Source organism: Pseudomonas sp. B12(2026), assembly GCF_057767015.1.
In genome coordinates this window covers 193583-214979 of record NZ_CM173430.1, presented here as the reverse complement: position 1 = coordinate 214979, position 21397 = coordinate 193583, and the positions used below count along the sequence as shown (strand labels likewise).

General features: G+C 53.8%; 21 protein-coding genes. 13 read left to right on the top strand and 8 right to left on the bottom strand.

Features of this window, described 5'->3' with window-relative positions; translation table 11 throughout:
• Positions 1–90 precede the first annotated feature (90 nt).
• The 5 genes from AC3B6A_RS00995 to AC3B6A_RS00975 form a co-directional block, all read right to left on the bottom strand.
• Entirely contained in the window at positions 91–1713 is a 1623-nt protein-coding gene (locus tag AC3B6A_RS00995; RefSeq protein WP_488400467.1) for a DUF5623 domain-containing protein, read from the bottom strand.
• 234 nt (positions 1714–1947) lie between these two features.
• On the bottom strand, positions 1948–2115 hold the full coding sequence (locus AC3B6A_RS00990) for a hypothetical protein (protein WP_488400466.1): 168 nt from the start codon (positions 2113–2115) through the stop codon (positions 1948–1950).
• A 420-nt stretch (positions 2116–2535) separates the two neighbouring features.
• Positions 2536–4962, bottom strand: a complete 2427-nt coding sequence (locus tag AC3B6A_RS00985) for a S8 family peptidase (RefSeq protein WP_488400465.1) — start codon at positions 4960–4962, stop codon at positions 2536–2538.
• A 24-nt stretch (positions 4963–4986) separates the two neighbouring features.
• Entirely contained in the window at positions 4987–5973 is a 987-nt protein-coding gene (locus AC3B6A_RS00980; protein ID WP_243779250.1) for an AAA family ATPase, read from the bottom strand.
• 244 nt (positions 5974–6217) lie between these two features.
• Positions 6218–6808 carry a DUF6088 family protein gene (locus tag AC3B6A_RS00975; RefSeq protein ID WP_488400464.1) on the bottom strand — a complete coding sequence of 197 codons (591 nt, stop codon included), beginning with the start codon at positions 6806–6808 and terminating at the stop codon, positions 6218–6220.
• 455 nt (positions 6809–7263) lie between these two features.
• Here AC3B6A_RS00975 and AC3B6A_RS00970 point away from each other — a divergent pair, with 455 nt between their 5' ends.
• Both AC3B6A_RS00970 and AC3B6A_RS00965 read left to right on the top strand, forming a co-directional pair.
• Positions 7264–7725 carry a helix-turn-helix domain-containing protein gene (locus AC3B6A_RS00970; protein WP_488400463.1) on the top strand — a complete coding sequence of 154 codons (462 nt, stop codon included), beginning with the start codon at positions 7264–7266 and terminating at the stop codon, positions 7723–7725.
• Positions 7726–8448: 723 nt separating this feature from the next.
• The gene (locus AC3B6A_RS00965; protein ID WP_488400462.1) at positions 8449–8811 is read left to right on the top strand and encodes a histone-like nucleoid-structuring protein, MvaT/MvaU family; all 363 of its coding nucleotides are present in this window, start codon (positions 8449–8451) and stop codon (positions 8809–8811) included.
• A 449-nt stretch (positions 8812–9260) separates the two neighbouring features.
• On the opposite strand, the gene AC3B6A_RS00960 is transcribed toward AC3B6A_RS00965, so the two are convergent.
• Entirely contained in the window at positions 9261–10265 is a 1005-nt protein-coding gene (locus AC3B6A_RS00960) for a hypothetical protein (protein WP_488400461.1), read from the bottom strand.
• Positions 10266–10458: 193 nt separating this feature from the next.
• On the opposite strand from AC3B6A_RS00960, the gene AC3B6A_RS00955 reads away from it, so the two are divergent.
• The 4 genes from AC3B6A_RS00955 to AC3B6A_RS00940 all read left to right on the top strand — a co-directional run bounded on the left by AC3B6A_RS00955 (position 10459) and on the right by AC3B6A_RS00940 (position 14340).
• Positions 10459–10641: a hypothetical protein gene (locus tag AC3B6A_RS00955; RefSeq protein WP_488400460.1), complete on the top strand. Its 183-nt coding sequence runs from the start codon at positions 10459–10461 to the stop codon at positions 10639–10641.
• A gap of 352 nt (positions 10642–10993) precedes the next feature.
• Entirely contained in the window at positions 10994–11725 is a 732-nt protein-coding gene (locus AC3B6A_RS00950) for a hypothetical protein (RefSeq protein WP_488400459.1), read from the top strand.
• A 402-nt stretch (positions 11726–12127) separates the two neighbouring features.
• Complete coding sequence (locus AC3B6A_RS00945) at positions 12128–12613, top strand: hypothetical protein (RefSeq protein WP_488400458.1); 486 nt, start codon at positions 12128–12130, stop codon at positions 12611–12613.
• A 383-nt stretch (positions 12614–12996) separates the two neighbouring features.
• A complete protein-coding gene (locus AC3B6A_RS00940; RefSeq protein ID WP_488400457.1) occupies positions 12997–14340 on the top strand; it encodes an RES family NAD+ phosphorylase in 1344 nt (447 codons plus the stop codon).
• Between the two features lie 83 nt (positions 14341–14423).
• Here AC3B6A_RS00940 and AC3B6A_RS00935 read toward each other — a convergent pair whose 3' ends face one another.
• Positions 14424–15323: an ImmA/IrrE family metallo-endopeptidase gene (locus tag AC3B6A_RS00935; RefSeq protein ID WP_488400456.1), complete on the bottom strand. Its 900-nt coding sequence runs from the start codon at positions 15321–15323 to the stop codon at positions 14424–14426.
• On the bottom strand, positions 15323–15646 hold the full coding sequence (locus tag AC3B6A_RS00930) for a helix-turn-helix domain-containing protein (RefSeq protein ID WP_488400455.1): 324 nt from the start codon (positions 15644–15646) through the stop codon (positions 15323–15325). Before AC3B6A_RS00930 ends, AC3B6A_RS00935 begins: the two co-directional genes overlap by 1 nt.
• A gap of 190 nt (positions 15647–15836) precedes the next feature.
• Between AC3B6A_RS00930 and AC3B6A_RS00925 the strand changes: the two genes are divergently transcribed.
• The 7 genes from AC3B6A_RS00925 to AC3B6A_RS00895 all read left to right on the top strand — a co-directional run bounded on the left by AC3B6A_RS00925 (position 15837) and on the right by AC3B6A_RS00895 (position 21397).
• A complete protein-coding gene (locus tag AC3B6A_RS00925; RefSeq protein ID WP_488400454.1) occupies positions 15837–16802 on the top strand; it encodes a CBASS oligonucleotide cyclase in 966 nt (321 codons plus the stop codon).
• A gap of 4 nt (positions 16803–16806) precedes the next feature.
• Positions 16807–17328: an HORMA-1 domain-containing protein gene (locus tag AC3B6A_RS00920; RefSeq protein WP_488400453.1), complete on the top strand. Its 522-nt coding sequence runs from the start codon at positions 16807–16809 to the stop codon at positions 17326–17328.
• Complete coding sequence (locus AC3B6A_RS00915; RefSeq protein ID WP_488400452.1) at positions 17328–18266, top strand: AAA family ATPase; 939 nt, start codon at positions 17328–17330, stop codon at positions 18264–18266. Before AC3B6A_RS00920 ends, AC3B6A_RS00915 begins: the two co-directional genes overlap by 1 nt.
• Before the next feature lie 78 nt (positions 18267–18344).
• Positions 18345–19070: a DUF6602 domain-containing protein gene (locus AC3B6A_RS00910; protein ID WP_488400451.1), complete on the top strand. Its 726-nt coding sequence runs from the start codon at positions 18345–18347 to the stop codon at positions 19068–19070.
• Between the two features lie 17 nt (positions 19071–19087).
• Positions 19088–19801, top strand: coding sequence for a hypothetical protein (locus AC3B6A_RS00905; protein WP_488400450.1), 714 nt, complete (start codon positions 19088–19090; stop codon positions 19799–19801).
• A complete protein-coding gene (locus AC3B6A_RS00900) occupies positions 19798–20400 on the top strand; it encodes a hypothetical protein (RefSeq protein ID WP_488400449.1) in 603 nt (200 codons plus the stop codon). The genes AC3B6A_RS00905 and AC3B6A_RS00900 overlap by 4 nt, the downstream gene beginning before the upstream one ends.
• 154 nt (positions 20401–20554) lie before the next feature.
• Positions 20555–21397, top strand: a complete 843-nt coding sequence (locus tag AC3B6A_RS00895; protein ID WP_488400448.1) for a TniQ family protein — start codon at positions 20555–20557, stop codon at positions 21395–21397.

Below are 21397 nucleotides of genomic sequence, written 5' to 3'. Positions count from 1 at the left end.
CTTCGCCGAAAGCAGGCGACTTTCCGCACAATAATGGTGCAAACCAAAAACTGGTTCGGCCAAACGTCCCGAACCGGTCATACCTTGAGACTACCCCTGGAGAAGCTTTTGCTTAAACCAGGCGTGCTCCACGCCGAAGTAAAACGCCTTGCGAGCGTCGCGCATAAAGGCCGCCGACGTTGATGCCTTCCCGACGTATCGATAGAAAACCAAGCCGTGGAGGTGCTCGACCAAGGAGTTTTCACTGTCTTCTGAAGACTCATCGAAGGGATACCCGTCAGCTTCATCTTCTTCACGCCAGTACTTGAAGAGGTGCGGGCGAACTGACGAGACCACGCCACCTTCCCAACTCGTACCCATCAGCTCTGTCCGTTTCCAGTTCGACTCTTCCTCGAGCAGCACGTCTTGCTTGGGATCCACCGCTACCAACCCTATGGAGTCCATCGAGACCTTCAGGTTGGTCTTCTTCCAATGATGGCGCGTACGCTCCAGCCAGCGACCTAGCATGAGACCCAGGTTGCGCAGCTTGCCGAGAAGGACCGAGCAGGGAACGCATGGGGCATAACCTTCCTCGATCCACCGGCGCAGATTCTGGAGAAGATTCAGGACCCTCCGCTCCTCAGCTGGAGCCAAGAACGCACGAGCCCTGTAGTTTCGGGCCGCCTTGAAGTAGACCTTGCCTGCCACTTCAGTGCTGCCGGATTCGGCCGCGAGCCATTCTGCCAAGGTGGTTCGGACGACGTCCAACCTCTTCCGCAAACTTGGCTGTGCAGGGAGAAGCTGCTCGATCGAATACAGGCTTTCAGCCAGCCAACGGTGCTGATCTTGAGGTAAGGGATGGAACGGTCTACCCGCCTGTTTTATTGGTGCACTCCCGGACAGTGAGGTGGCTTGGATCGTATCCGGCGACTCAGCAGGCTGATCCACCCATCGCAACACGTGCGAATCGAACCGGGCAGGCCCAGGTTGCGCCCACTCGGACATTCCCGCGAAGGATATGACGATGCGGTGAGAACTGCCGAGCTGAGCATGCGCCTGCAGACCGGCCAGAGCATAGCCGACGAATGACTTGAAGCTGGGATGCTCCAACACCGATTCGGGCCGATTTCCTAAGCACCTGATCAGCGACATAGAGTGCAACGCATGCAGGTAGGTCAGTACTCTAGTACGAACAAGCTCCGGTGTGAGCGGGGCACGCTCGCGAGGAAACGTGGAAGGCGCGGTCGGATCGATCAGCGCGGCAGCCAGTGACTGCAGCTTCATTCGACCGATTGCAATCTGGTCTTCCGCGTCTTCCAGCAGCAACACCGGGCGGAACCACAGCTTGGCATTATCGGTTCGGTTCAGATGCTCCGGCGCGTGGATACGCTCATACAACCGCAGGTACACAAGGCACTTCGCAACGTTTTCGACTTGCTGGGCCTCGCGAGGCATGTAGCGGATACCAACACGGTCCTCCGCGGCGTAGGGATACCCAACGGTGGCACGGAGCTGCACTGCGAAATGCGCGATTTCCTGAGGGAGAGACGACTCACATTCACGGATCTTGGCGTCCGCCAAAGCCATATGCTGGCGAGCCTGCTTCCAGCCTGTGAAGCCAAAGTCGATAGCGACGCGATCTAGTGCTTGTTGATGGGTGAGCTCGCCAGCCTGCCGAAGCTTTCGGGCCTGGTTCTTAAGATGGCGATCTAAACGGGACGAATAGCTGCTCATACGAGTTCCTCGACGTTACGCAGCCGAGCGGCATCATCCGCAAATACCGACGAGGCTGCAGACAGCATCAAGTCGTCGTATGAAAAAACAGGGGGATGCAGTCCCTATAAGGGTTCGCTGTAGCGGATGGCAGGCCTCTGCAGAAGGCCTCGTGCGGATCTAACCACGGTCGCGTGATTTCATCAATGGCCTTGGCAGAGCGGGCAAGAGACGAGCGCCGGGGGCGTTCAGCCGTCAGGCAACGACCGCCACCGCTTGAGCAACAGCCCATTTCGAAATCAGTCCTTGGTGCAGGATCCACGCGTCCAGGTGGATGAAAATTGCCCACAGATGCCCCTTCCCAAGGTTCATAGCTTCCAGGCTGAAACCAAGTGCGCTAACCCTAAATCCCCATCCTTTCATTGCAGACAACTCCTATCCAATTACGTCAAAGGACAGCTCCAGAGCGCCCAGAGCTGCGTCGTTCAGGCGATACTGCGGCACTCGCTGATAAATCATCAGAGGAAGCACTTCAGCACTTCTGCCCAAGACTCATGATTCCAAGGATCAAGCACGCCGCGACGCTTTTTCCCGCACGAACAGCGACGAAAAGATGTTTGGCTAGCGAGCGTAATCGCCCGCCCAGCACACGCCTTCAAGGTTTCTGGGTAGGTGGGAAAATCGGCGCAACCGAAGTCACTGCACTTGCTCAGAGGGCCCGGTAGATGCAGTGGTAGCGGCTACTAAAAGGGAGGGAATTACGTCGTGAAAGGATGGGAGGCAGCTGGCGGCGCCAGTGCAAAACGCGGGGAGCTCCGAGTAGGACCAGGAGCTCCCACAGACTTACCCCCTGCTTTGCAAACGAGCCGCAGCCCGCAGCTGCTCTCTTTCTTCGACCTGCTGCTGAATCAGGGCCTGGATCTGGGTATAGAGCTTTGCATTCTCGTTCTCCCGGTCCGCGACGGTGACCACCAACGCGTAAGGCTCCTTGTCCAGCACATCAGGATGGCTCCATTCGCGATCCTGCCTGATCACCACCACGTACCATTTTTCATCTGGCTTGCGCTGCTTAAAGGTCCAGCGTGAGGATTGAACCGTTCCGCGGCTGCGTGCTTGAGCCGAGATGTCACGATTGGTAGTCGCGTCATCGTTTCGCGTCTCAGTTTCGGCCTTTTTCAGCTGGTTGAAGTACTGCTGAACATCGTCCAGCGACGTGCCTTTCACCAAGCGATAGCTGATCTGCGTAGCCAGGTAATCGATCCTGGTGGTACGGACCGCAGGCGAATAAGCCAGTGTCACGGAGAGCTCCCGTGTCGCGCGGGCGGAGCGCAAGTAATCGGCCGGCAGCGGCAGCTCAAAGAACTGGCAGGAATCGTTTTCGATGCTCTCTTCCGACATTAGAACGACGACGTTGTCGGAGGACCTGAAGAGATCGCTTTCGCTCACGGCCCCATAGCCCGCTACATCGCGCGCGACCTCACGTTTGTAGGTGCTCTTGTCCTCCTTGTAGGCCTTCCTGAACTCATCCGAGAAGGTGGAGAGGACCTGCTCCGGCAAATAGGCCTGGTTGACCAACATGGCACGAAGCAGGTTGGCAGATGCCGCTGGATACTCGTTCAGCAAACGTCCAGCCAGATGCGTGATGTAGGGAGCCGCGAAGCTGGTACCACTCACCTCTTTGAACAGCGTGTTGCCGATCACCTGATGATTGAGGGTAAGGACACCCAACCCACGCATATCCGGGCGCCACTGCCCGTTGTTCTGCCGCATGGGGCTCGCGAGATTGCCTCCCGCGGCAACGAGCTCCGGCTTGAATGCGCCTTTCACCGAGGGACCGTGACGGGTGAAGGGAGAGGGCTGGTTTTCCGAAGCCGGTGAGAGCTGTTGGATCTCAGGGAACCGCTGGGCGTCGTAGGTAGCGTTGTGCCGAGAGATGCTCCCTACCGTCAGCACCGTCATAGCAGGCGCAGGGTCGATGATGGCGCTCTGTTCTGCCAGCAAGTACTCGGGGTACTCATCTCGCCAGCTGTTGATGGGTGTCGGTGGGTTTTCAGATCCGCAGAAGTTACCCGTCGACACCACGAAGAGGATGTTGTGGCGCCTGGAAAGGACATCCAGGATGTAGGCAAGGCCACGGACATGGGCCCCATCATAGGGTGCGTGGCTATTGCCCAGCGATAGATTGAAGATCCGGCACCCGAGGTCCACGAAGTACTCGACGGCCTTGGTCAGGGAGGCCTCAAGCGAGTGCTCGTCGTAGACCGCATTTCCAGTATACGGGCACTTCTTCATCACCTTGCCGTTGTAGAGCCAGAACTCCGGCCGCCAGAAATTCGAGTTGTCACAGGCCTCCACGTCTCCGTAGAGAGCGACGCCGGCGACGGCCGTGCCGTGACCGACCTCATCGGCATCCCCCTCTTCATCGATGAAAGAGGCGCTCTCTGCCATGGCAGGCTTCAACAGCGGGTGGTTCCCATTGATCCCGCTGTCCAAAATACAGACCCGTGCAGCATCAGCAGGTGGGGAAGGAATGTTGCGGGGGACCTCGTTGATGTCACGGTTCAACTGGCGAATGCTGATCCCGGTGGCGGGAAGGAGGTCCACCAGCCGCACATCGCGATGATCCAGTAGTAGCTCCGCCTGGCCTGCAGTGACCTCTACTCGGTACATCAGCAGACTATCCAGATTGACCTTGTCGATCCTCCGGATCTTTTGGCTTTCCAGCCAGCCTTCGAAGGCGGTCGTCAGCCGGATGCGGCTGGGGTGGTTCGCTACGTCAACAGGCCAGAGCTCGACGTCAAGCTTGAAGCTAGGAGTATCGGGAAGACCGATATTCTTAAGTGCCCAGCTCTTGCGGTCCTCAGCAGACCACGCCTCGATTCCTTCGATGGCTTCCAGAATCTGGCGGTAGGTCAAGCTGGTACCCAGGACACCCAGCTTTTTCAGGTGGTCGGCGAACATGGCCAAGCCAGCTTCCGTCGCAAAGACCACGCAGAGCTGTTTGTCTTCCTGGCTGATGAACTCCAGCCCGTGGTGCGACAGGTTGGCGAACGTAAGGGCGCCCTCGTACTTCAGTTTGAGGACGTAGGGGGAGCTCGCAGTGGAGCTGACTTGCTTTCTAGCCTGACCTTCAGCCGTGGCGAAGTAGGCATTGAGCTTTTGGCCATGCCCGCGGAGGTCTCCGCGGGTCACGAACAGGGGAGGATTCTTGGTCCGGCGCTGGTTATCCAGCACCTCTCGCGCAATGCTCAGGTGCTTGTAGGTAGCCACTACTTCGTCCTTGAAGGCTGATGGTTAGGACTTCCTGAGGTCCTCCCTGACAAGGGCGCTCTTCAGCTCCTTGATGGTCAGAAACTCTTGCTCCCGCAGGATCATCCGTTTCGCTGCACGGCGTATGACGCGCTCGACGTCGGCTCCGCTCTTACCCTTAAATTCCTTCAATACTTCTTTGTCGTCAATCTCAAATTGGCGACGGATACCGCGTAGCTTCAGATGCAAAATCTCTTTCAGCTGCTTCTCATCTGGGAGGGGGAATTCAATGGATTCATCGAATCGTCTCCAAATGGCCGAGTCTAGGATCCTCTCATGGTTCGTAGCGGCGAGAATCAAACTGCTACCTTCGTATGAATCCATCATCTGAAGGACGGCATTTACCACTCGGCGCAGCTCGCCGTGATCACTGCTATTGTCCCGCTCTTTACCGATAGCGTCGAACTCGTCGAACAGAACTACAAATGGATGCTGGGCAATAAAATCGAAAACTTTCCGGAGGTTGGCGGCGGTCTCGCCCAAGAATGAAGAAACCAGGGCATCCAGGCGGACGATGGCCAGCGGCCGGTCAAGCTCGAATGCCACGACCTCTGCTGCCAGCGTCTTACCGCAACCTGGAGGTCCAAAAAATATGACCTTCCCGGCAGGCTTCATTCCGTAGCTGCGCAGGACATCCGCACGCCTGTTCTCCTCGAGGATCTCCTCAAGGGCGGCAGAGCTGCTCGGGGGAAGAATTACTTCATCGAGTGAACGCTTGGGCGTCCTGATATCAAGCAGCGGTAGACCTCGTTCCTTATCTACAGGAACATCATAATGAGTGCGTTGCGTGCCACCAGATGCCCGTAAATTTAAGTCGCCGCCGTAAAGGATCTGTTCAAGATCATTTGCGAGTAGATGGTGCTGCTTTTGCCGCTCCTCTTCGATAACAGCTTTCGACGCAAGGCGAAATGCATCTGCATCGCCTGCTGTACCTGCCCTGAAGAGCTGCCGAAGAATCTTCCCGTTCGCCATTTCACACCACCCTTTGGTTTATTGCTTACTCACCACTTAGTTAGTCATCGACTGAATCTATCGCGGCTAACCAGTTTGCAATAACCCGTCTCGCACTTTGGCCTTCATAATTAAGGACTCCATTCCTAATCAACTTTAAATCTACACGCGAAGCTCGCACGTCGTAACAGGGCAGCTGGCATGGCGGCGTAGCCTAGTTCACTTCCAGCATGCCTTAAACAAGATTCCGCCGAGCTGCAGCCGGTCAAACCACCTCACGGCCTATGGCCTGGGCCATCCAGGACGGCAAGAGGTACCTTGCTGAACTCAACGCTTGCCAGTCGACCGTCGATAGATTCTCCCGCAGTTTCACCATCACCTGGCCGACATGCGCCTCTCCCAACCACGCCAAGGCCCGAATAACACTCCCCGCAGTCGAAGCCCCTAGCGAGAGCATCCACTTGGGTGCATGGCGCAACTCTACTGTCACACCACCCACTTTAAGCGTGCGAGCCCGACCGCTGGTGAGAAACACGTCTCCAACCGCACCTTGCGTTGGGAGGCCGAGCATTTTCGCGGATTGCGCCCCATCGGCTGCAATGACTTCCTGGGTTTTGGAGGCCAGAGAACTGACAACCTTTTCCACTGCGGGTGCTTCACGCCCATGCCGCCCCACCTTGGGCGCAACGTAGAGCCCGCGAGTAACCCGCAAGAGCAGACCACTCTTCGCTAACCGCGAAAAAGCCTGATCGACTGCTGCCCGGCTCCCCAGATGCAAGAACTCCTTCGCTGTCAGCATGCCTCCTTCGGGCAAGAGCCTGCTGCGATCTATGATCGCTTTAGGAAGAGTCGTCATAAAGCCTCGAGCACGGTTTAAACTCAATGTCAGAAATATTAGTTAATTTCTGACATTGATCAAGCATTGAGCAAGTGCGACCCGATACACGGCCTACTCCCACTTCGACGCAGGGCATCCTTTGACTGACCAGTTGGCGCCCCAGCCCATAGTCAGGCAGCGGATCCACAAGCCGACGGGTTGGTTCATGCAGATTTTTCCAGGCCTTAAGAGCCGTCTATAACGCAGTTTCCAAGGCGAAATTCGGCAATTTCATTCACATTTCTTTTCGCATTTTTCGACGACAGAAATCCCGCTCGATGGAGGGCGCAGGGGCATGCCAACTCCGTATTCGAAAATTATGGAGTTCCGCATAATTCTGCATAATTCCACTGGTCCCCCTTTCGTACGAGTCGTCCAAGGAGCTGCTTAACTCTCCCCGGACTACATCTCCGTCCGATGCATTGGGACCACTCATGCCAAAAGCCTTCTCACTGCGGCTACCCGACAAGCAAGAGGCTGCTGCTGCTGTCGAATCCCTCCTCCAAATGAAGGGGCTTCTATCTTCGGGAGCAGGGATTCACCGTTTGACTCTGATTTCGGAGTCCGGAGACAAGCAGATCCTGCAGGTGCCGGCACTCGCACTACGCCTATTCGGAGAAGTCCTTAGCGAAATTGCTGTGGGCCATGCCGTGAGAGTGGTCGCCATCCATGCAGAGCTAAGCACTCAGGAAGCCGCTGACCTTCTCAACGTATCGCGGCCAACACTTGTGAAACTGCTGGATGAAGGGGTGATGCCACACACGAAAGCCGGCAGCCATCGTCGAGTCAAACTCACGGATCTGGTGGCCTACCAGGAGCAGCGCGATGCTGCTAGCCGCGCAGCAATGGATGAAATTGCGGCTCAAGCTCAAAAGCTGCAAATGGGGTACGAATGAGCCCTAGGGAGTCGAGGGAAGACCAAGGAAAAACAACCCTTTGATGCACAGTATGGGAGAGTCCACCTGATGAGTTACGGGCGTATTCCTTCAAAGGGATTCCCTGGTAGGTACTTGAGATGCGCCGGCCGTTGACCTGTGGCGAAATGGTGATGGGGCAACTGCATTTGTTGCTCTAGTCCCAACGACTCCACAGGAGATATCTCATGGAGCTTTATCGACTATCAGTACTGGGTCTCCAACCGATGAGATCCAGCTATTTCAGGGCGCTCGAGGTCTTGCCTTTTCTGGTTCTTGGCGCGCTCTGGAAACAGGGTGACCTGACGTGGGCCAATGGGGCTACTGCGATGATTGCGGTGGCGGGCCTCTATGCGGCCACTCCTTGGATTCTCCAGATCCAGCGCCCCCGCTGGAAAGCTGAGCTCACTCGCAAACTTGCACGTCTGGAGGCTTTGATAGCGCAAGAAGCGGACCCTGTAAAACGGCAGTGGCTGCGAAGACAGGCTGATGAGTTGCCCCTTCGTTATCACCTTGCCGAAGACCCAGAGCCCACTTATGCAAAATGCCGAGCTCTTGCACGCCTTGCGTACGGGGCTCACAAATTCGCATCTGGGGTGTCAAAACACTAATAAGGGTAGCCAGTTGGGAGCTTCGGCCTCTGTAGTCCGAAGCTCCCAACTACAATAGACTTACAACCTCAAATATCTCGATCAGGGGAGAAAAATGTCCAGACTTGCAGAGTTTCGTGCTGCAGAGAAAGCTCTTGCGGAACAACTGGCCTATCTTGAGTCGCTCAAGAATGACGCCGAACTCAAAAAGGAAATTCAGTTCGAGACTGATCTGAAAGCCTTGCTATCCGAGTATGGGAGATCTCTCAAGGACGTGATCGCCATCCTTGATCCAGGCGCGCAACAGAACAGCCGCCTCTCGATTGGGAAAGGGAACAAGCGTGCCCGGGCGGTGAAGATCTACAAAAATCCGCACACTGGTGAGACCGTCGAGACCAAGGGTGGAAATCACAAGGTCCTGAAAGCATGGAAGGCAGAGCATGGCGCCGCCACTGTGGAGTCCTGGATTCAGCAGTAATCACAGTCCGATCAGAGGAAGCGCTGAATACACTACGTATGCAGTAGTTTCTGCTCATAAAAGAGCCCCTCATTGAGGGGCTCTTTTATTGTGCAAGCCGACTAGTTCTGGATGGGAGATTAACCACCTTGCGTGGTTCCGTCCCGCCCCAAGCTGTCGGGGCGAAATTGCATCCGACCTGACCAATCATGTTCTTTTGTTCTGACCACCGATTGCATCGAAGTTGACTATCGCCTGAAATCGCGCAGAGCACACGATCAAGCGAGGCTAGGCAATTCACCGCTCGAAGGTCACCCCAAGCGGGCCTCCTGCAGCACATTTGGTGCGCCACGAAGACCTTGAGAATGCAATGCGCTTCTTGAAGATGCTGGTAGAAAAACTGATCAGCACCTAAAACAGCTGATGCAAGAGCGACGAGGCTCAGAAGCCTCGCCGCCAAGGTGCGCTCATCAGGAGTGGTGAAGCCAATAAGGCGGGATATCCAAACCCGCCTTATCTAGTGTTTTGTGAATCTTGCGAATGATGTCAGCGCGAACCTTTTCGATGGGCGTATCGTTCGCATCTTCTGGGCAGCCGTTCGAATAGATGTGAGCCTCTAGGATGCCGTCCTTAAAGTGCATCAAGTCGGCGTCGCGGCGATATCCTTGGTCAGGGAGGACTAGGCGCTGCTTCAAAGCCGGGATATTGAGCACTAATGGAGTGCCGCTCAAGCATTCTAGGGCCGCATCTCCCAAGCTCACGCGAAGCTTCCAGGCACCAACCTCGTACCCATCGGGCTTATAGAGTTGGCAATTAAAGCGGGGGGAGACTGCCGGCAAGATTTTCCGAGCGAGCCCAGAAACTACAATTCGCTTGCAGTTGCTGTCGTCCTGCTGATGGAGCGAGTCGTACACATACATCCCCCCCTCCCAATACCCCTGTTCACCTTCAACTGTAAGCAACCCTCTGCCATCGGGATAGCGCGAAACCGAGAACTTTCCACTGTGCCGATAGTTAGATGCAGAATCGACCCGATATGGTTCAAGATCATTATGGCTTTTGAAAGTTGGCATAATGAAAAAGAAGGGGATTAGGACGTTGCCGCCCCCATGATTGAGAACCCTGACATCCAGAAAATAAGAGGTGTCGCTGTAACGGGGATTTTTTGGTTTGCGACGGAGATCAATATCAAGGCGGCGCCCATCAATTATAGCACTAACTGCCTCGGCGGTTGCGTGACTACTTCCCATAGACTGTAGCCGCTCAATGAGCGCCAAGTGATCGAACTTGCGCATATCAATGCTTCCGCCATTTTTGAATCTGGCGAGCAGCGCCGCGTGGCTTTGAAAGCCATATCCAGCGCATATCCCTTGCCGCAAGTGTTCAAATTTTAGGCTGAAGTAGGCACGGATGGTTTTATGGACAGCATGAGCCAGCTGATCGAATTCAGCCTGGCTATAAATTTCAGATCGCATGAGAGTCTCCTCACGAAGGTCTAAGAGTTAAGTTGATCCGGTCTGTCGATTACACTCGGAATCACCCTCAAACTTTCAGGGAGATACTAGAAAGGTTTTAGCACTTGAGTTGACAGATCCTCAGGCGTGCCCGCCCAGGCCGTTGGCCTTATTTGACGCTAATCAAATTTACGAAAGCGTGCAAGAGGTTTCCATGAAGAAATTTTACACCCAGGACTTCACTGACTCAGGAACGGGCCTTGGGATGAGCCGGAAAAACAACAACCAGAGGTGGGAATCAACGGCTTTCGCCTCCCAGGACAACTCACATGCTGACGATGAAATCAACACAAGGCAGGCAGTAGTGGCCCATCCGGGCCGGTGGGAGGTGAGGTGAGGTGAGGTGAGGTGAGGTGAGGTGAGGTGAGGTGAAAAATGGTGGGCTTCGTTTGGTTTGCGTTCGCACCCTTTTTTGGCGATGAGGCCGTCGTCTGATGCGATGCACTTAGGCCCAGCCAAACGCCAAACGCCAAACGCCAAACGCCAAACGCCAAAAATTTACCTTACACTTTTTCCAAAAGTTGAGTAATTATAGCACTCCAACTAAAAACAACATGACCCGACTAATTTCTATCTCGCCAAATCTGAAGCAAGCCAAGCATCACGAAAGACGATGAAAAAATCAATAAAAGCAGGCAACACTCAATAACCAGCACAAAAGAGAAATTGTATGGCAAGGGACTTTGTTATTGGAGAATAAGGTATTTGTTCCAAGCTCTAGAATAAAAGAACTGGAGTATCACCCCACTGCATTCTATGAAACACGTGTTATTGAGACGAATGACAGAAGCATAAAGGTAAATATCCCCGGACAGAGAGTATCTGACTGGATTGGCTCTGGGCTTTGCCACAAAAATGTTGCTATTCTTATCATCTGTATCGGCGACTTGGAGACCGAATCGACCCTACTTGACCCGCTTACAAAATCAGTCCTCCAATTCTGCCGACTACTTGTCGCCGATGACTATCTTAGATTCTTTAAGCTGCGATCGATCACAGAGTTCAGAGAGGTGTGGATTAGGGAGCAAGCTGCCTTTTCTCATGTGATTCTTATAGGCCACGGAAGTGCAACAGCAATTAAATTCTTCAATGATGGCTGGGTAAGAACAAATCATCTGGACGACGCAATTAAAGTTCGCGGAGCACCAAAAAAAGTCTTTGTCTCGCTTTGTTGCGAAACAGGAAAAAATGCTTTCGCGACCGACTTTTCCAACATGACCATTTGCAGTCACTTCATTGCTCCTTTCCACTCTGTTCACGGCGCGGTAGCTTCTCAGTTTGCCCAGACATTTCTAACTTACCACCTGCTAGAAGGTGAGAGTGTTGGCGTCGCTATGAGGCATGCCACAGACAGCTACCCAGGAAAAAAGACATTCCGGCTTTGGGAGAATGGAGTATTGAGGGCGGGGCCGAAAAGATAAATGGAAACGAGCGTCTCCTTTTTTATTATGCACACAAGGAAAATCTGATGCCACACCCCAATGGTAGCAATGGAAGCCCTCTTCCAATCACACACACATTCGCGCAAATCTATGCATCTGTGGGTCAAGCAGGTTTAGAGTTTTTATCAACTACGGGAGAGCCAATGACGGCCTCGCAAGGTCTAGCCAGTGACCGAGTTACTCCAACAATTGTTCTGCGAGGACAGAACAATGTACATGGACGAGTATGTGCTTCCTGCTGGGGCTACACGATTAGTTGTACCGGCGAGCGAATAGGTCAGGCTGTAATCCCTCTTGATGAGGCGGTGCTTTAAAATCCCATAAATCCGCACAAGCCAATGCCCCTAACAAAGTCATGGCTGGACCAAGAGTTTGCCATCTATGAATCTAAACTTTGATCCGATATCCCTATTTTCCGGTATCTCCCTCGCGATTATCGGCGGCTGGACTGCATCCTTCATTGCGTTCCGTAAGGACGAGCGCTCTGTTCAGCTTGAACAGATTACACAAGAGCGAACTAGATGGCGCGACAACATGCGTGCATTATCCGAGGAGATCGCTGCAACTTACGCCACAGCAGCTAACGAGCGAGACCCTGTGAAAATTGCGTCTATGCGTACGCGTCTGGCTACGTCGATAAGTCCACAGGACCCACACGATATAGAAATCCTCGCCCACTACGACCGCTTGTTCGCCAGCAAACCTGATGATCTGGGGATATTCATCCGCCGAATCTCACTTCTTCTCAAGCATGACTGGGAGCGGGTGAAGTGGGAGTGCATGCCACTTTATAAAAAGCCGTTCTTCTACTTCACCCCAAAACAGCGCGCCTGGCGTCGTGAATGTTATCGTGACATCAACGGCTAATTACTCGGCCAGGTAGGGCATCATCAGCCTTGGTGAGCTGATACCCACGCCTGATGGGCAATGCTGCGCACTTCATCCGCCAACATAGCTCTGAACGGCACCTACGAAGACGAAATACGCAAGGCAAGCGGCCAAGATCTGCAGAGCATTCTTTTCCAAACATGATGTTCGTCCGCCACAAGACTTCCTATGAACCGAGCTTTGGGGATGTCGCTGAGCGGTTCGTCGCTGCTTGCAAGAGTATCGTGGCAGCGGATCCAACTTCTCGGCTTGCCACAATCATCGTCAGGTTCTTCAAGAGCCGCGGAGAAGAAGCACAGTTGTAGCTTCGCGTCGGAAGGCCTCGCTGGTTCGGTGCCCTTTGGTCTACCAAGGAGATAGCGATGACCAAATTCGTGTGCATTCAATGCATCCTCGACCCATACCTGCAGAGACGTTTTGAGTGGCACAACACGGACGAATGTAGCTACTGCGGGGAAATAGCTCCCGCTGTAATGCTGGAGGAGCTCGTTGACTGCTGTGAAAGCACAATTTGCTCGTCGTTCAGTTACGTCACCCAGCCCGCCGCAGCGATCCACTACGGATACCCTCCTCACGGAATGTCAGTCGCCGATGTATTGAGCGTACTGCTGGCCAAAAGCGATACCAGCCTGCTTGAAGACATTGAGTACGAGCTGAGAGTCCGGTGGGCCGAGTGGGAGGATGGCGATCCATATTTTGAGGACAGGCCAGACTCCTCGCCCCAAATGGCAGCTGACTGGCGATCAATGCAGGAAAGCCTGCTGTACGAATCCAGATTGGTAAATACGTCGGTAGCGGAAGTGCTGGAAAAGGTCTTCGGAGACATTGAGCAGCTGACAGCCTCGGCTGGGAGCTCTGCCATCGTGAATGCAGGCCCCGAGCATTCCATACGCGCATTTCACCGGGCACGATCATTCGAATCTGAAGCCGGGTTGGCTCATGCGCTTAGTCATCCCGAGCTGAACCTTGGACCAACCCCCAAGGGCATCGCCTCCGCAGGTAGGATGAACGCCAAGGGTATTTCGGTCTTCTATGGATCAACGGACGAACAAACGGCAATCGCGGAGGTGCGTCCCCCGGTAGGAGGTTTTGTCGCTACTGCCATCTTTGATCTCACCCGACCACTTCGGCTGTTGAGTCTCGCCGATCTTTCGAGCGTTCGTCCGAAGGCTGACCGGAGTTACTTTGATCCGGACCGGCAAGAGCAAGCTGAGCGTTGTGCGTTTCTTCAGCAGCTCAAGGACCGAATGCTGATACCTGTGATGCCGAACGCGGCAGACCAGGACTATCTCATCACTCAGGCGATCGCCGACTTCCTAGCAACGCATCCAAAGCTGAACCTCGATGGGATACTTTTCCCTTCGGTCCAGGCCCCGGAGTGCAGCGCTCCTGGACAGAATGTGGTGCTGTTTCACAAAGCGAGTGGTGTCGAACGAACCGGAAAGGATAATGCCCTTGAGCATGTCGAACTCTGGGAGTCCGATGAAAACGACTGGCGTTTCGCCCCTGAGATATTTGACGCAAAACCACAGCCGCAAAATGCCGTCGTTAGCCGAGGCCAATTCTCGAGCCGGGTCACGACCTTGCGATTAGACCGAAGCCGCATCGCGGTTCACAAAATCAAAGCTGTTTCGTTCGACTACGAGACGGACCCAGTTCGCCATGTGCCATGGGATGAAAACCGCGACGTGTATGGTCGCCGTTAACCCTGAGTAGGCAATGATCCTGACGAGGATCCCAAGACGGGCTTTCACCTAGTGCGCCGATCGACCTGCGAGCCCCTAGCCGATCAATCCCACCATTGATCAACTTGCCGGGCTTTCCCTAAGCCTGGCTCAAAGGGCGGCCAAACCGAGACGGACTTACCGAGGCATAGAAGCGTGATTACGTACTCGTACTGCTCAGAGTGAATTTTCATTTCCCGAACAGATGCGCCAGTGTCGGCATGGGCAAACCAAATACTGGCGGGTAGCTCTATGCCCTTGCGCTCTTGCGTGATGGCCGGTGCTGCAGCAAGGGAACCAGGTGGTATTGGTACCGTATTCAGCCTCGTCTTGAAGAACGCCCCATTTCGCCTGGCAGTGTTGCTGGAGAATGCCCACTTCATGAAGCCATCCCGAGACAGGATCAGCACGGCACTCTCGTCTGTGGAGCTAATCCATTTGAGAGCAGCCGCAGTCAATGAGACACCGTAGCGAAGCGCGCAGAAACGAAGCACCTCCATGTCCACGTCAGTGGTGACTTGAGCACGGAAATCGTTGAGCGGCATCAGGAGAAACGAAGCAAAAAGATCAGCTTCCGCTTCGATGCTTTTCTCTTCCCAAGAAAGCATGTCATCGCCGCTGCACTGGAAGCTGTCCCGTTTAAGCCTGTGCAAAATGTAGTGGCCGAGCTCATGGGCTTGCGTGAATCGAATGCGGCCTGGTGAGGAGAGCTTCTCGTTGTAAAGGAGCATCCATTTCCTTCGGTCATCGTCGGGAAACAGCGCGCCTTCGAAACTCTTGATATCGACGGGGACTACCTCAGTAATGGGATCGTCCCAACCAAAAAGATTTGCCGTTTCTAGGGCCAGTTGAGGGACTTCGACCGGAAAGCGATCAGTTCCATGCTGGGCACTGAAGTGGTCGCAGATCTTCGTCAGTCGGATCGCGGCCTTCTGAGGTGTCCATTCCTCTCGCTTTTCACTCATCAGGGTCCCTTCTTGAACGTCTCCAAAATCTTCCTCAGCTGAGCCTTCGCATCAGGCTCGAGGTTCTTGTAGCCACGGAAGAACGCCTCATCGAGATGACGCTCCTCTGGCTCACGCAGATCTTCCTCAAAAAAATAGGTGGTGGCTACCCCGAGAACGTCAGCCAACGCGGTCAACTTTTCTGCTGACGGGCGCTGAGATTCTCGGTTTTCCAATTCCCACAAATAGCTTTTGCTCAGACCGGCCATGTCGGCCAGCTTTTCTAGCGTCAAGCCCCGCTGCTTTCTGAGCTCGCGGAGCTTCTCACCGAGACGGGTCGCCATCGTCACGTCTCCTTAGATTGACATGGGGAAATAATACCACGATTCCGAACAAAGTGTTTGACAACACCGATAGGAGGCGTACTGTGTCACAAAGTTCGCTATTCCGAACTTTTTATCAGGCTAGTCGAAAAGACGGTTCAGGTGCTCTTCGCCCAGCCTCTGTCTTATCTGCTCCTCATAGGGGGTTGGAATGTCTAGAGAGCATGTTGACCATCGGGATATTGCACGGTTCGCCGAGGAGAAGGTGAACCTGCCAAAGGAAAAGGCCACGGAATACCGGGAACAGGCCCAGCGCCTCCAGGACAAGCTGGAGAAATACCTTGCTGATCATCCTGATTTCTCCCTGAAACGCATGATGCTCTCCGGGAGCCTGGCGAAAGGAACGGCGCTGCGCTCGTTGAATGATATCGACGTAGCCGTTTACGTAAGCGGCTCTGAAGCGCCGGGGGACATCCAGGATTTGCTGGATTATCTGGCGGAGAAGTTGCGGAAGGCTTTCCCCAACTTTAGCGCTGACCAAGTGACGCCTCAAACGTACTCGGTCACCGTATCCTTCCGCGGATCGGGCCTGGATGTCGATGTCGTCCCAGTCCTGTACTCGGGTGACCCGCAATGGCGTGGAAACCTGGTGAGCCAAGACGATGGCTCGTTCCTTGAAACCAGCATCCCCCTCCATCTCGAATTCGCCAAGAAAAGGAAGCGGGCATCGCCCACCCACTACGCGCAAGTTGTGCGATTGGTGAAGCACTGGGCCCGACTGATGAAGCAGGAGCGCGACAACTTCCGCTTCAAGTCCTTCATGATCGAGATGATCCTGGCGAAGCTCTGTGACGACGGTGTCGACTTCTCGGATTACCCCGAAGCGCTGCAGGCCTTCTTCACCTACATCGTAAAGACCGAGCTCAAGGAACGAATTGTCTTCGAAGACAACTACACAGCTTCGAAGGTTGGCAGCCTCAACGATCTCGTCCAGATCATCGATCCGGTGAATCCCGACAACAATGTTGCCCGGCTTTACACCCATCAGAACGTCGACGCGATCATCGACGCCGCAATGGACGCCGGGGATGCCATTGATGGCGCGCTGTATGCCCCCACCAAACAGCTGACGGTCTCCTATTGGCAGAAAGTCCTGGGCAGTTCCTTCCAAGGATGAGGTGATGATGATGTCTTCCTACAGCTACACCATTGCCAACACCCAAACCTTCACCATAACTCACGCCCGCCACATGGCAGCCAAAGTCGCTACGGACCTTCGGCGTATGCAGCGGCTTTATAGTTACCCGTCAGATACCGAAATTGCGGAGTACGAGCAGGAGGTAATCGCACTGCTCAAGGCGGGTTTCCTGGAGACCGTCACCTACGGCTTCCAGCGTAATGGAAATTGGATCGAGCCCACGCTTCGGTATACCGATAGCGATCTTTACGGGGGCGGGACTGATGACGATCCAGGACGCATTCGGGCAGGAAAGGATATTTCTGGTGCGAGCTTCTACAGCTATCTGACGTATAGCGCCAAGTGGCAAAACGCGACAACCGCAGAACGTGAGGCGGTTAAGAAGGAACTTCCCTTCAGCCGCACTGGCGCTTCTGAGCCAGGCGTAGACGGCTACCTAGAGAACGACCGCACGTATTCGGCCGGTGGACGCGCACTCAACCGCTCTGCAGTTAGGAGTTACTGATGAATATGAAGCCTTCACTCGACGAGTTGTTCGAGCGCCGGATTACCTACCCTGACTTCGAGCCTCAGCAGCGGCTCTCACGACTCGTCGGACTGGACGACCAGAAAGATCGGCTTACCAAAATTCTGGGCATGCTGGTCAATCCTGCCGGTCTTGCAGATTGGGTCGAAAAGCATCATCCGCGTGCAACCACGATACTTGAGACGGTGCTTCGCCGCCCTCCACTCGTGGTTCTCGCCGGGGATGTTGGATCCGGCAAAACTGAGTTGGCAGAAACGATTGGTGATGCTGTCGCTCGACTGGAGGGCATCGACATCACACTTTACCCGCTGAGCCTGTCCTCCCGTGGCCAGGGTCGGGTTGGCGAGATGACGCAGCTGATCTCCGCGGCATTCGATTACACCGTGGAGGCCGCTCAGAAGCTCAAATCGTCATCTGGAAAATCCCGCGGCGCAATCATTCTACTAGTCGACGAGGCAGACGCTCTTGCCCAGTCGCGAGAAAACGCGCAGATGCATCACGAGGACCGCGCGGGCGTCAACGCCTTCATTCGCGGTATCGACAGGATTGCAAACAGCCGCCTGCCTGCTGCTGTCATCATGTGCACGAATCGCCTGAATGCACTCGACCCTGCCGTTCGGCGCCGTGCCGCTGACGTGCTCAGCTTCAATCGCCCCAGTGATGAGCAGCGACGCTTCATTTTCACTTCACAACTCGCTTCATTGGGCCTGGCAAGTGCCCACATCGACAAGCTTGTGGAGCTCACGGGACCTCGCCCAGGCGACGTACCAGGCTTTACGTTCTCGGACATTAACCAGCGCCTGCTTCCGGCCATCGTCCTTGCGGCATACCCCGATAAACCCGTTGATGCACGTATCGCTATTCTGACCGCACAGAACATGAGCCCTACACCACCTTTCCAAGATCGCAGTCAGTAGTCGGTCGGGGGCGGTCTTGCCGCCCCATGGAAAATTTTCAAATGCAGGGCAAGTTCCTGAATAAAAGGGGCGTAATTGATGTCTGAATGGTCGCTATCAACTCTTTTTTCGTCACTCCACCAAGATATCCAAACTCGTCTAGAGATTTCGCGGAAGTCGTTCAAACACCCCGGAACCAAAGGCGATGCAAGTGAAAATGTTTGGATTGAGATGCTGGAAACCTATCTTCCTAAGCGCTATCAAGCTGCGAAAGCTCATGTTGTGGATAGCCACGGAAACTTCAGCGAACAAATCGATGTGGTGATTTTCGATCGACAATACTCACCCTTCATCTTCACGTATGAAGAGCAAAAGATTATCCCCGCGGAAAGCGTTTATGCAGTCTTTGAGGCGAAACAAACGGTCGATGCAGGACTTGTCGCCTACGCTCAACGAAAGGTGGAAAGCGTCCGAAAGCTTAAGCGAACCAGTCTGCCTGTTCCATATGTAGGCGGCGTGTATCCAGCCAAGCCTTTAATCCCAATTCTTGGCGGTATCCTGGCGTTTGAAAGTGAATGGAGTCCCGCTCTCGGCACCTCCTTCAAAAAAGCTCTTAACGCAGATCAAAATGACGGCAGGCTGGACATGGGATGCGTAGCAGCTCATGGCCATTTCTTCTATGAAGAAAAAATAAAAGAATTTAAGGTGGTACAGGAAGAAAAGCCTGCGACGGCATTTTTGTTTAAATTGATATCTCAATTACAATTCAGTGGGACGGTTCCTATGATTGACATTGATGCCTATGCGCAATGGCTTACTAAATAAAGGAAGCATTCCGCCGTATGAAGCTGTACGAAAATATCACTATCGGAAATTTTCTGTTCTCGCTGGGTTACGCGATCCGCGATCAACAGAAGGGCAACAAGGTGATGGGGTCCATCAACCTACTCCAACAAACGCCCGCTGACCAATTGCTCGGCGACGTCCTGTTGAAGTTCACCGGCGTCGTTCGCCTTCTCGAGTTCAAAGCCGAAGGTGCGGACCTATCCAAGGAGCGAGGCAAGCACCAAGGTCTCAAAAAGGTGATCGAAGATAGGAACCTAGCCGAAATCTCCAGGGAGGTGCATTGGTATGTTGAGACCAAAGCTACAGAGAACACCCTGGGCCTACGCTCTATCCCGTATTTGGATGCATTCCCACGAGATCGAGCACCTAAGGTTGGCCGGCTTGAAGACCTAGTTCTGTCTACTGCCGGCGCCGTGGCCGAGCAGCGCATGGGGTACACCGGGGCACGGATCAACGAGTATCTGCTGTGCGTCAAAACTGCAAGCGGCAAAGCCGCGTCAGGCAGCGGGGGACTTCTGCTCCTAGCCGAACCTGGTGGCTTGCTGAGATTCGCCCCACTAGAGGACATGCTGGAGCTCAATATGGAGCATCGCGAATGGGTGGTAGAGCGGACATCACAAGTCCAGCGGAGCCACGAGTTGCAGCTGGAAAGAATTCGAGAGAAAGAGATCAGCAAACTAGCAAAGTCCAGACGAGATCTCAGCTTATGACTGCCTCAGTAACCGCATCTGAGTACCAGACTTACGACGAGAAAATCCGGGAACAAGTTGAGATCCTTAATTCTCTGCTTTCCGCAGGCATCAAAACAGAAGAGGCCGCCGATGCGGCCATTGCTGCCTTGGACACACTTCGAGTCGAAGTATTGGATAGCATCTCGACCGCGACCAAGAACATTTCATCCTTGGCAGATAAAACAGCCACCGAAGCTGCAAGACTGCTCGGTGAAAAATTTGAACAAGCTAACCAAGCGGCCGATTCTGCAGCCGAGCAATACCGAAAAGCGGGCCGCTGGTTGGGTCTCAAAACCTTCACGGTTCTCATCGTCAGCTTGGGCATAGTCGGATTCGTCGCGTGGTTGCTAGTAAGCCCCTTGCTACCGAGCTATGAAGAATTGTCTTCTCGTCGGGCAGAGATCGCTGATATGGAAGCTCGGGCGGATGAGCTTGCGAGAAAAGGAGTTCACCTTGAATGGGAAATCTGCAACAGAAAACCCAAAAGCTCCACGATGTGCTTCAAAACAGATGGCGCTCAGTACACAGACAAAAGAACGGGCAATACGTACGCTGTGCCCTACAGCCAGCACCGCTAACCAATCCCAACCTATAAGAGGCACCTGATAAGAGAAAGGTTCTGCGCCGCTTAAGCCAAACAATTGTTAGTCGCAATCGCCCCACATCCGCGCTGAACATCGATAGAATGCTGGATTTCCTTTCTTAAAAAGCCGAGCAAATTAAGGTCAAAAATTGATTTTCGCACCGCTTCCTGGAGAATATGTAGCTTCAACTCTTCGCAGAGGGAATGAGGCACTGGGAATAAAGCTAAATACTAAGCAGGAGCTTCAAGATTACGACATACATAGAAGCCCTCGTGAGCAGGGTCGATATAATGAGCCGCCGACAATTAACTTCCCCGCTTTATTTAGACAGTATGGTGTAACGCAAGAGGTACTTTACGAAAACACTCTCTACCCTTTGGCAGCTGCTTTGGGTCGAACAAGGTCAAGCTGCAAATACACCCCTCGCTTCAATTGGAAAATTTGTCTTGATTGCGTGATTGAAGACTTACATGAGCACGGCACAGCTTACATACATCGTGATAATGTACTGGCCTCTGCAAGCGCATGTGCAAGGCACGCCTCGAAGTTATACGAGAGATGCCCCACCTGCTCCAAAACTATTACACGGCATAAAATTGCAGATTTTTATACATGCAGCAAAAATTTCCCAACCACACATAAAGACAAAGGGTCCCCCCGACATCTCTATGCAAAATTTATCAGCGGCGCCCTTTGCTATAGAGGAAGACAATTAACCCAAGGAGAAGCCGATTCCTTTGTTTACTATAAGCTTCGTGTAGATAACCAACTTGGCGGCTACCCTCCCAAACAAGATGAGTTCCACTCAACAATCGAAAGTAAACTTGGAATACCCAAAACAGATCAATGGGTTTATTACATAGGCATGGAGCTATACTCGGCGTACGCATTCATGGCGTTCAAGGAAGCTGATGACTACTTAATGGCAATCACGAGTGGCTCAGTCCGAGCTGAATTGCACTTAGCATTCAGGGAGAGGAACTATAGTTAG

Coding starts and splice junctions, on each gene's coding strand:
- AC3B6A_RS00995 (WP_488400467.1), bottom strand. CDS start 1,713: ATGAGCAGCTATTCGTCCCGTTTAGATCGCCATCTTAAGAACCAGGCC.
- AC3B6A_RS00955 (WP_488400460.1), top strand. CDS start 10,459: ATGAAGAAATTTTACACCCAGGACTTCACTGACTCAGGAACGGGCCTT.
- AC3B6A_RS00970 (WP_488400463.1), top strand. CDS start 7,264: ATGCCAAAAGCCTTCTCACTGCGGCTACCCGACAAGCAAGAGGCTGCT.
- AC3B6A_RS00935 (WP_488400456.1), bottom strand. CDS start 15,323: ATGAGTGAAAAGCGAGAGGAATGGACACCTCAGAAGGCCGCGATCCGA.
- AC3B6A_RS00925 (WP_488400454.1), top strand. CDS start 15,837: ATGTCTAGAGAGCATGTTGACCATCGGGATATTGCACGGTTCGCCGAG.
- AC3B6A_RS00900 (WP_488400449.1), top strand. CDS start 19,798: ATGACTGCCTCAGTAACCGCATCTGAGTACCAGACTTACGACGAGAAA.
- AC3B6A_RS00975 (WP_488400464.1), bottom strand. CDS start 6,808: ATGACGACTCTTCCTAAAGCGATCATAGATCGCAGCAGGCTCTTGCCC.
- AC3B6A_RS00915 (WP_488400452.1), top strand. CDS start 17,328: ATGAATATGAAGCCTTCACTCGACGAGTTGTTCGAGCGCCGGATTACC.
- AC3B6A_RS00960 (WP_488400461.1), bottom strand. CDS start 10,265: ATGCGATCTGAAATTTATAGCCAGGCTGAATTCGATCAGCTGGCTCAT.
- AC3B6A_RS00905 (WP_488400450.1), top strand. CDS start 19,088: ATGAAGCTGTACGAAAATATCACTATCGGAAATTTTCTGTTCTCGCTG.
- AC3B6A_RS00930 (WP_488400455.1), bottom strand. CDS start 15,646: ATGGCGACCCGTCTCGGTGAGAAGCTCCGCGAGCTCAGAAAGCAGCGG.
- AC3B6A_RS00940 (WP_488400457.1), top strand. CDS start 12,997: ATGACCAAATTCGTGTGCATTCAATGCATCCTCGACCCATACCTGCAG.
- AC3B6A_RS00945 (WP_488400458.1), top strand. CDS start 12,128: ATGAATCTAAACTTTGATCCGATATCCCTATTTTCCGGTATCTCCCTC.
- AC3B6A_RS00910 (WP_488400451.1), top strand. CDS start 18,345: ATGTCTGAATGGTCGCTATCAACTCTTTTTTCGTCACTCCACCAAGAT.
- AC3B6A_RS00920 (WP_488400453.1), top strand. CDS start 16,807: ATGATGATGTCTTCCTACAGCTACACCATTGCCAACACCCAAACCTTC.
- AC3B6A_RS00990 (WP_488400466.1), bottom strand. CDS start 2,115: ATGAAAGGATGGGGATTTAGGGTTAGCGCACTTGGTTTCAGCCTGGAA.
- AC3B6A_RS00980 (WP_243779250.1), bottom strand. CDS start 5,973: ATGGCGAACGGGAAGATTCTTCGGCAGCTCTTCAGGGCAGGTACAGCA.
- AC3B6A_RS00965 (WP_488400462.1), top strand. CDS start 8,449: ATGTCCAGACTTGCAGAGTTTCGTGCTGCAGAGAAAGCTCTTGCGGAA.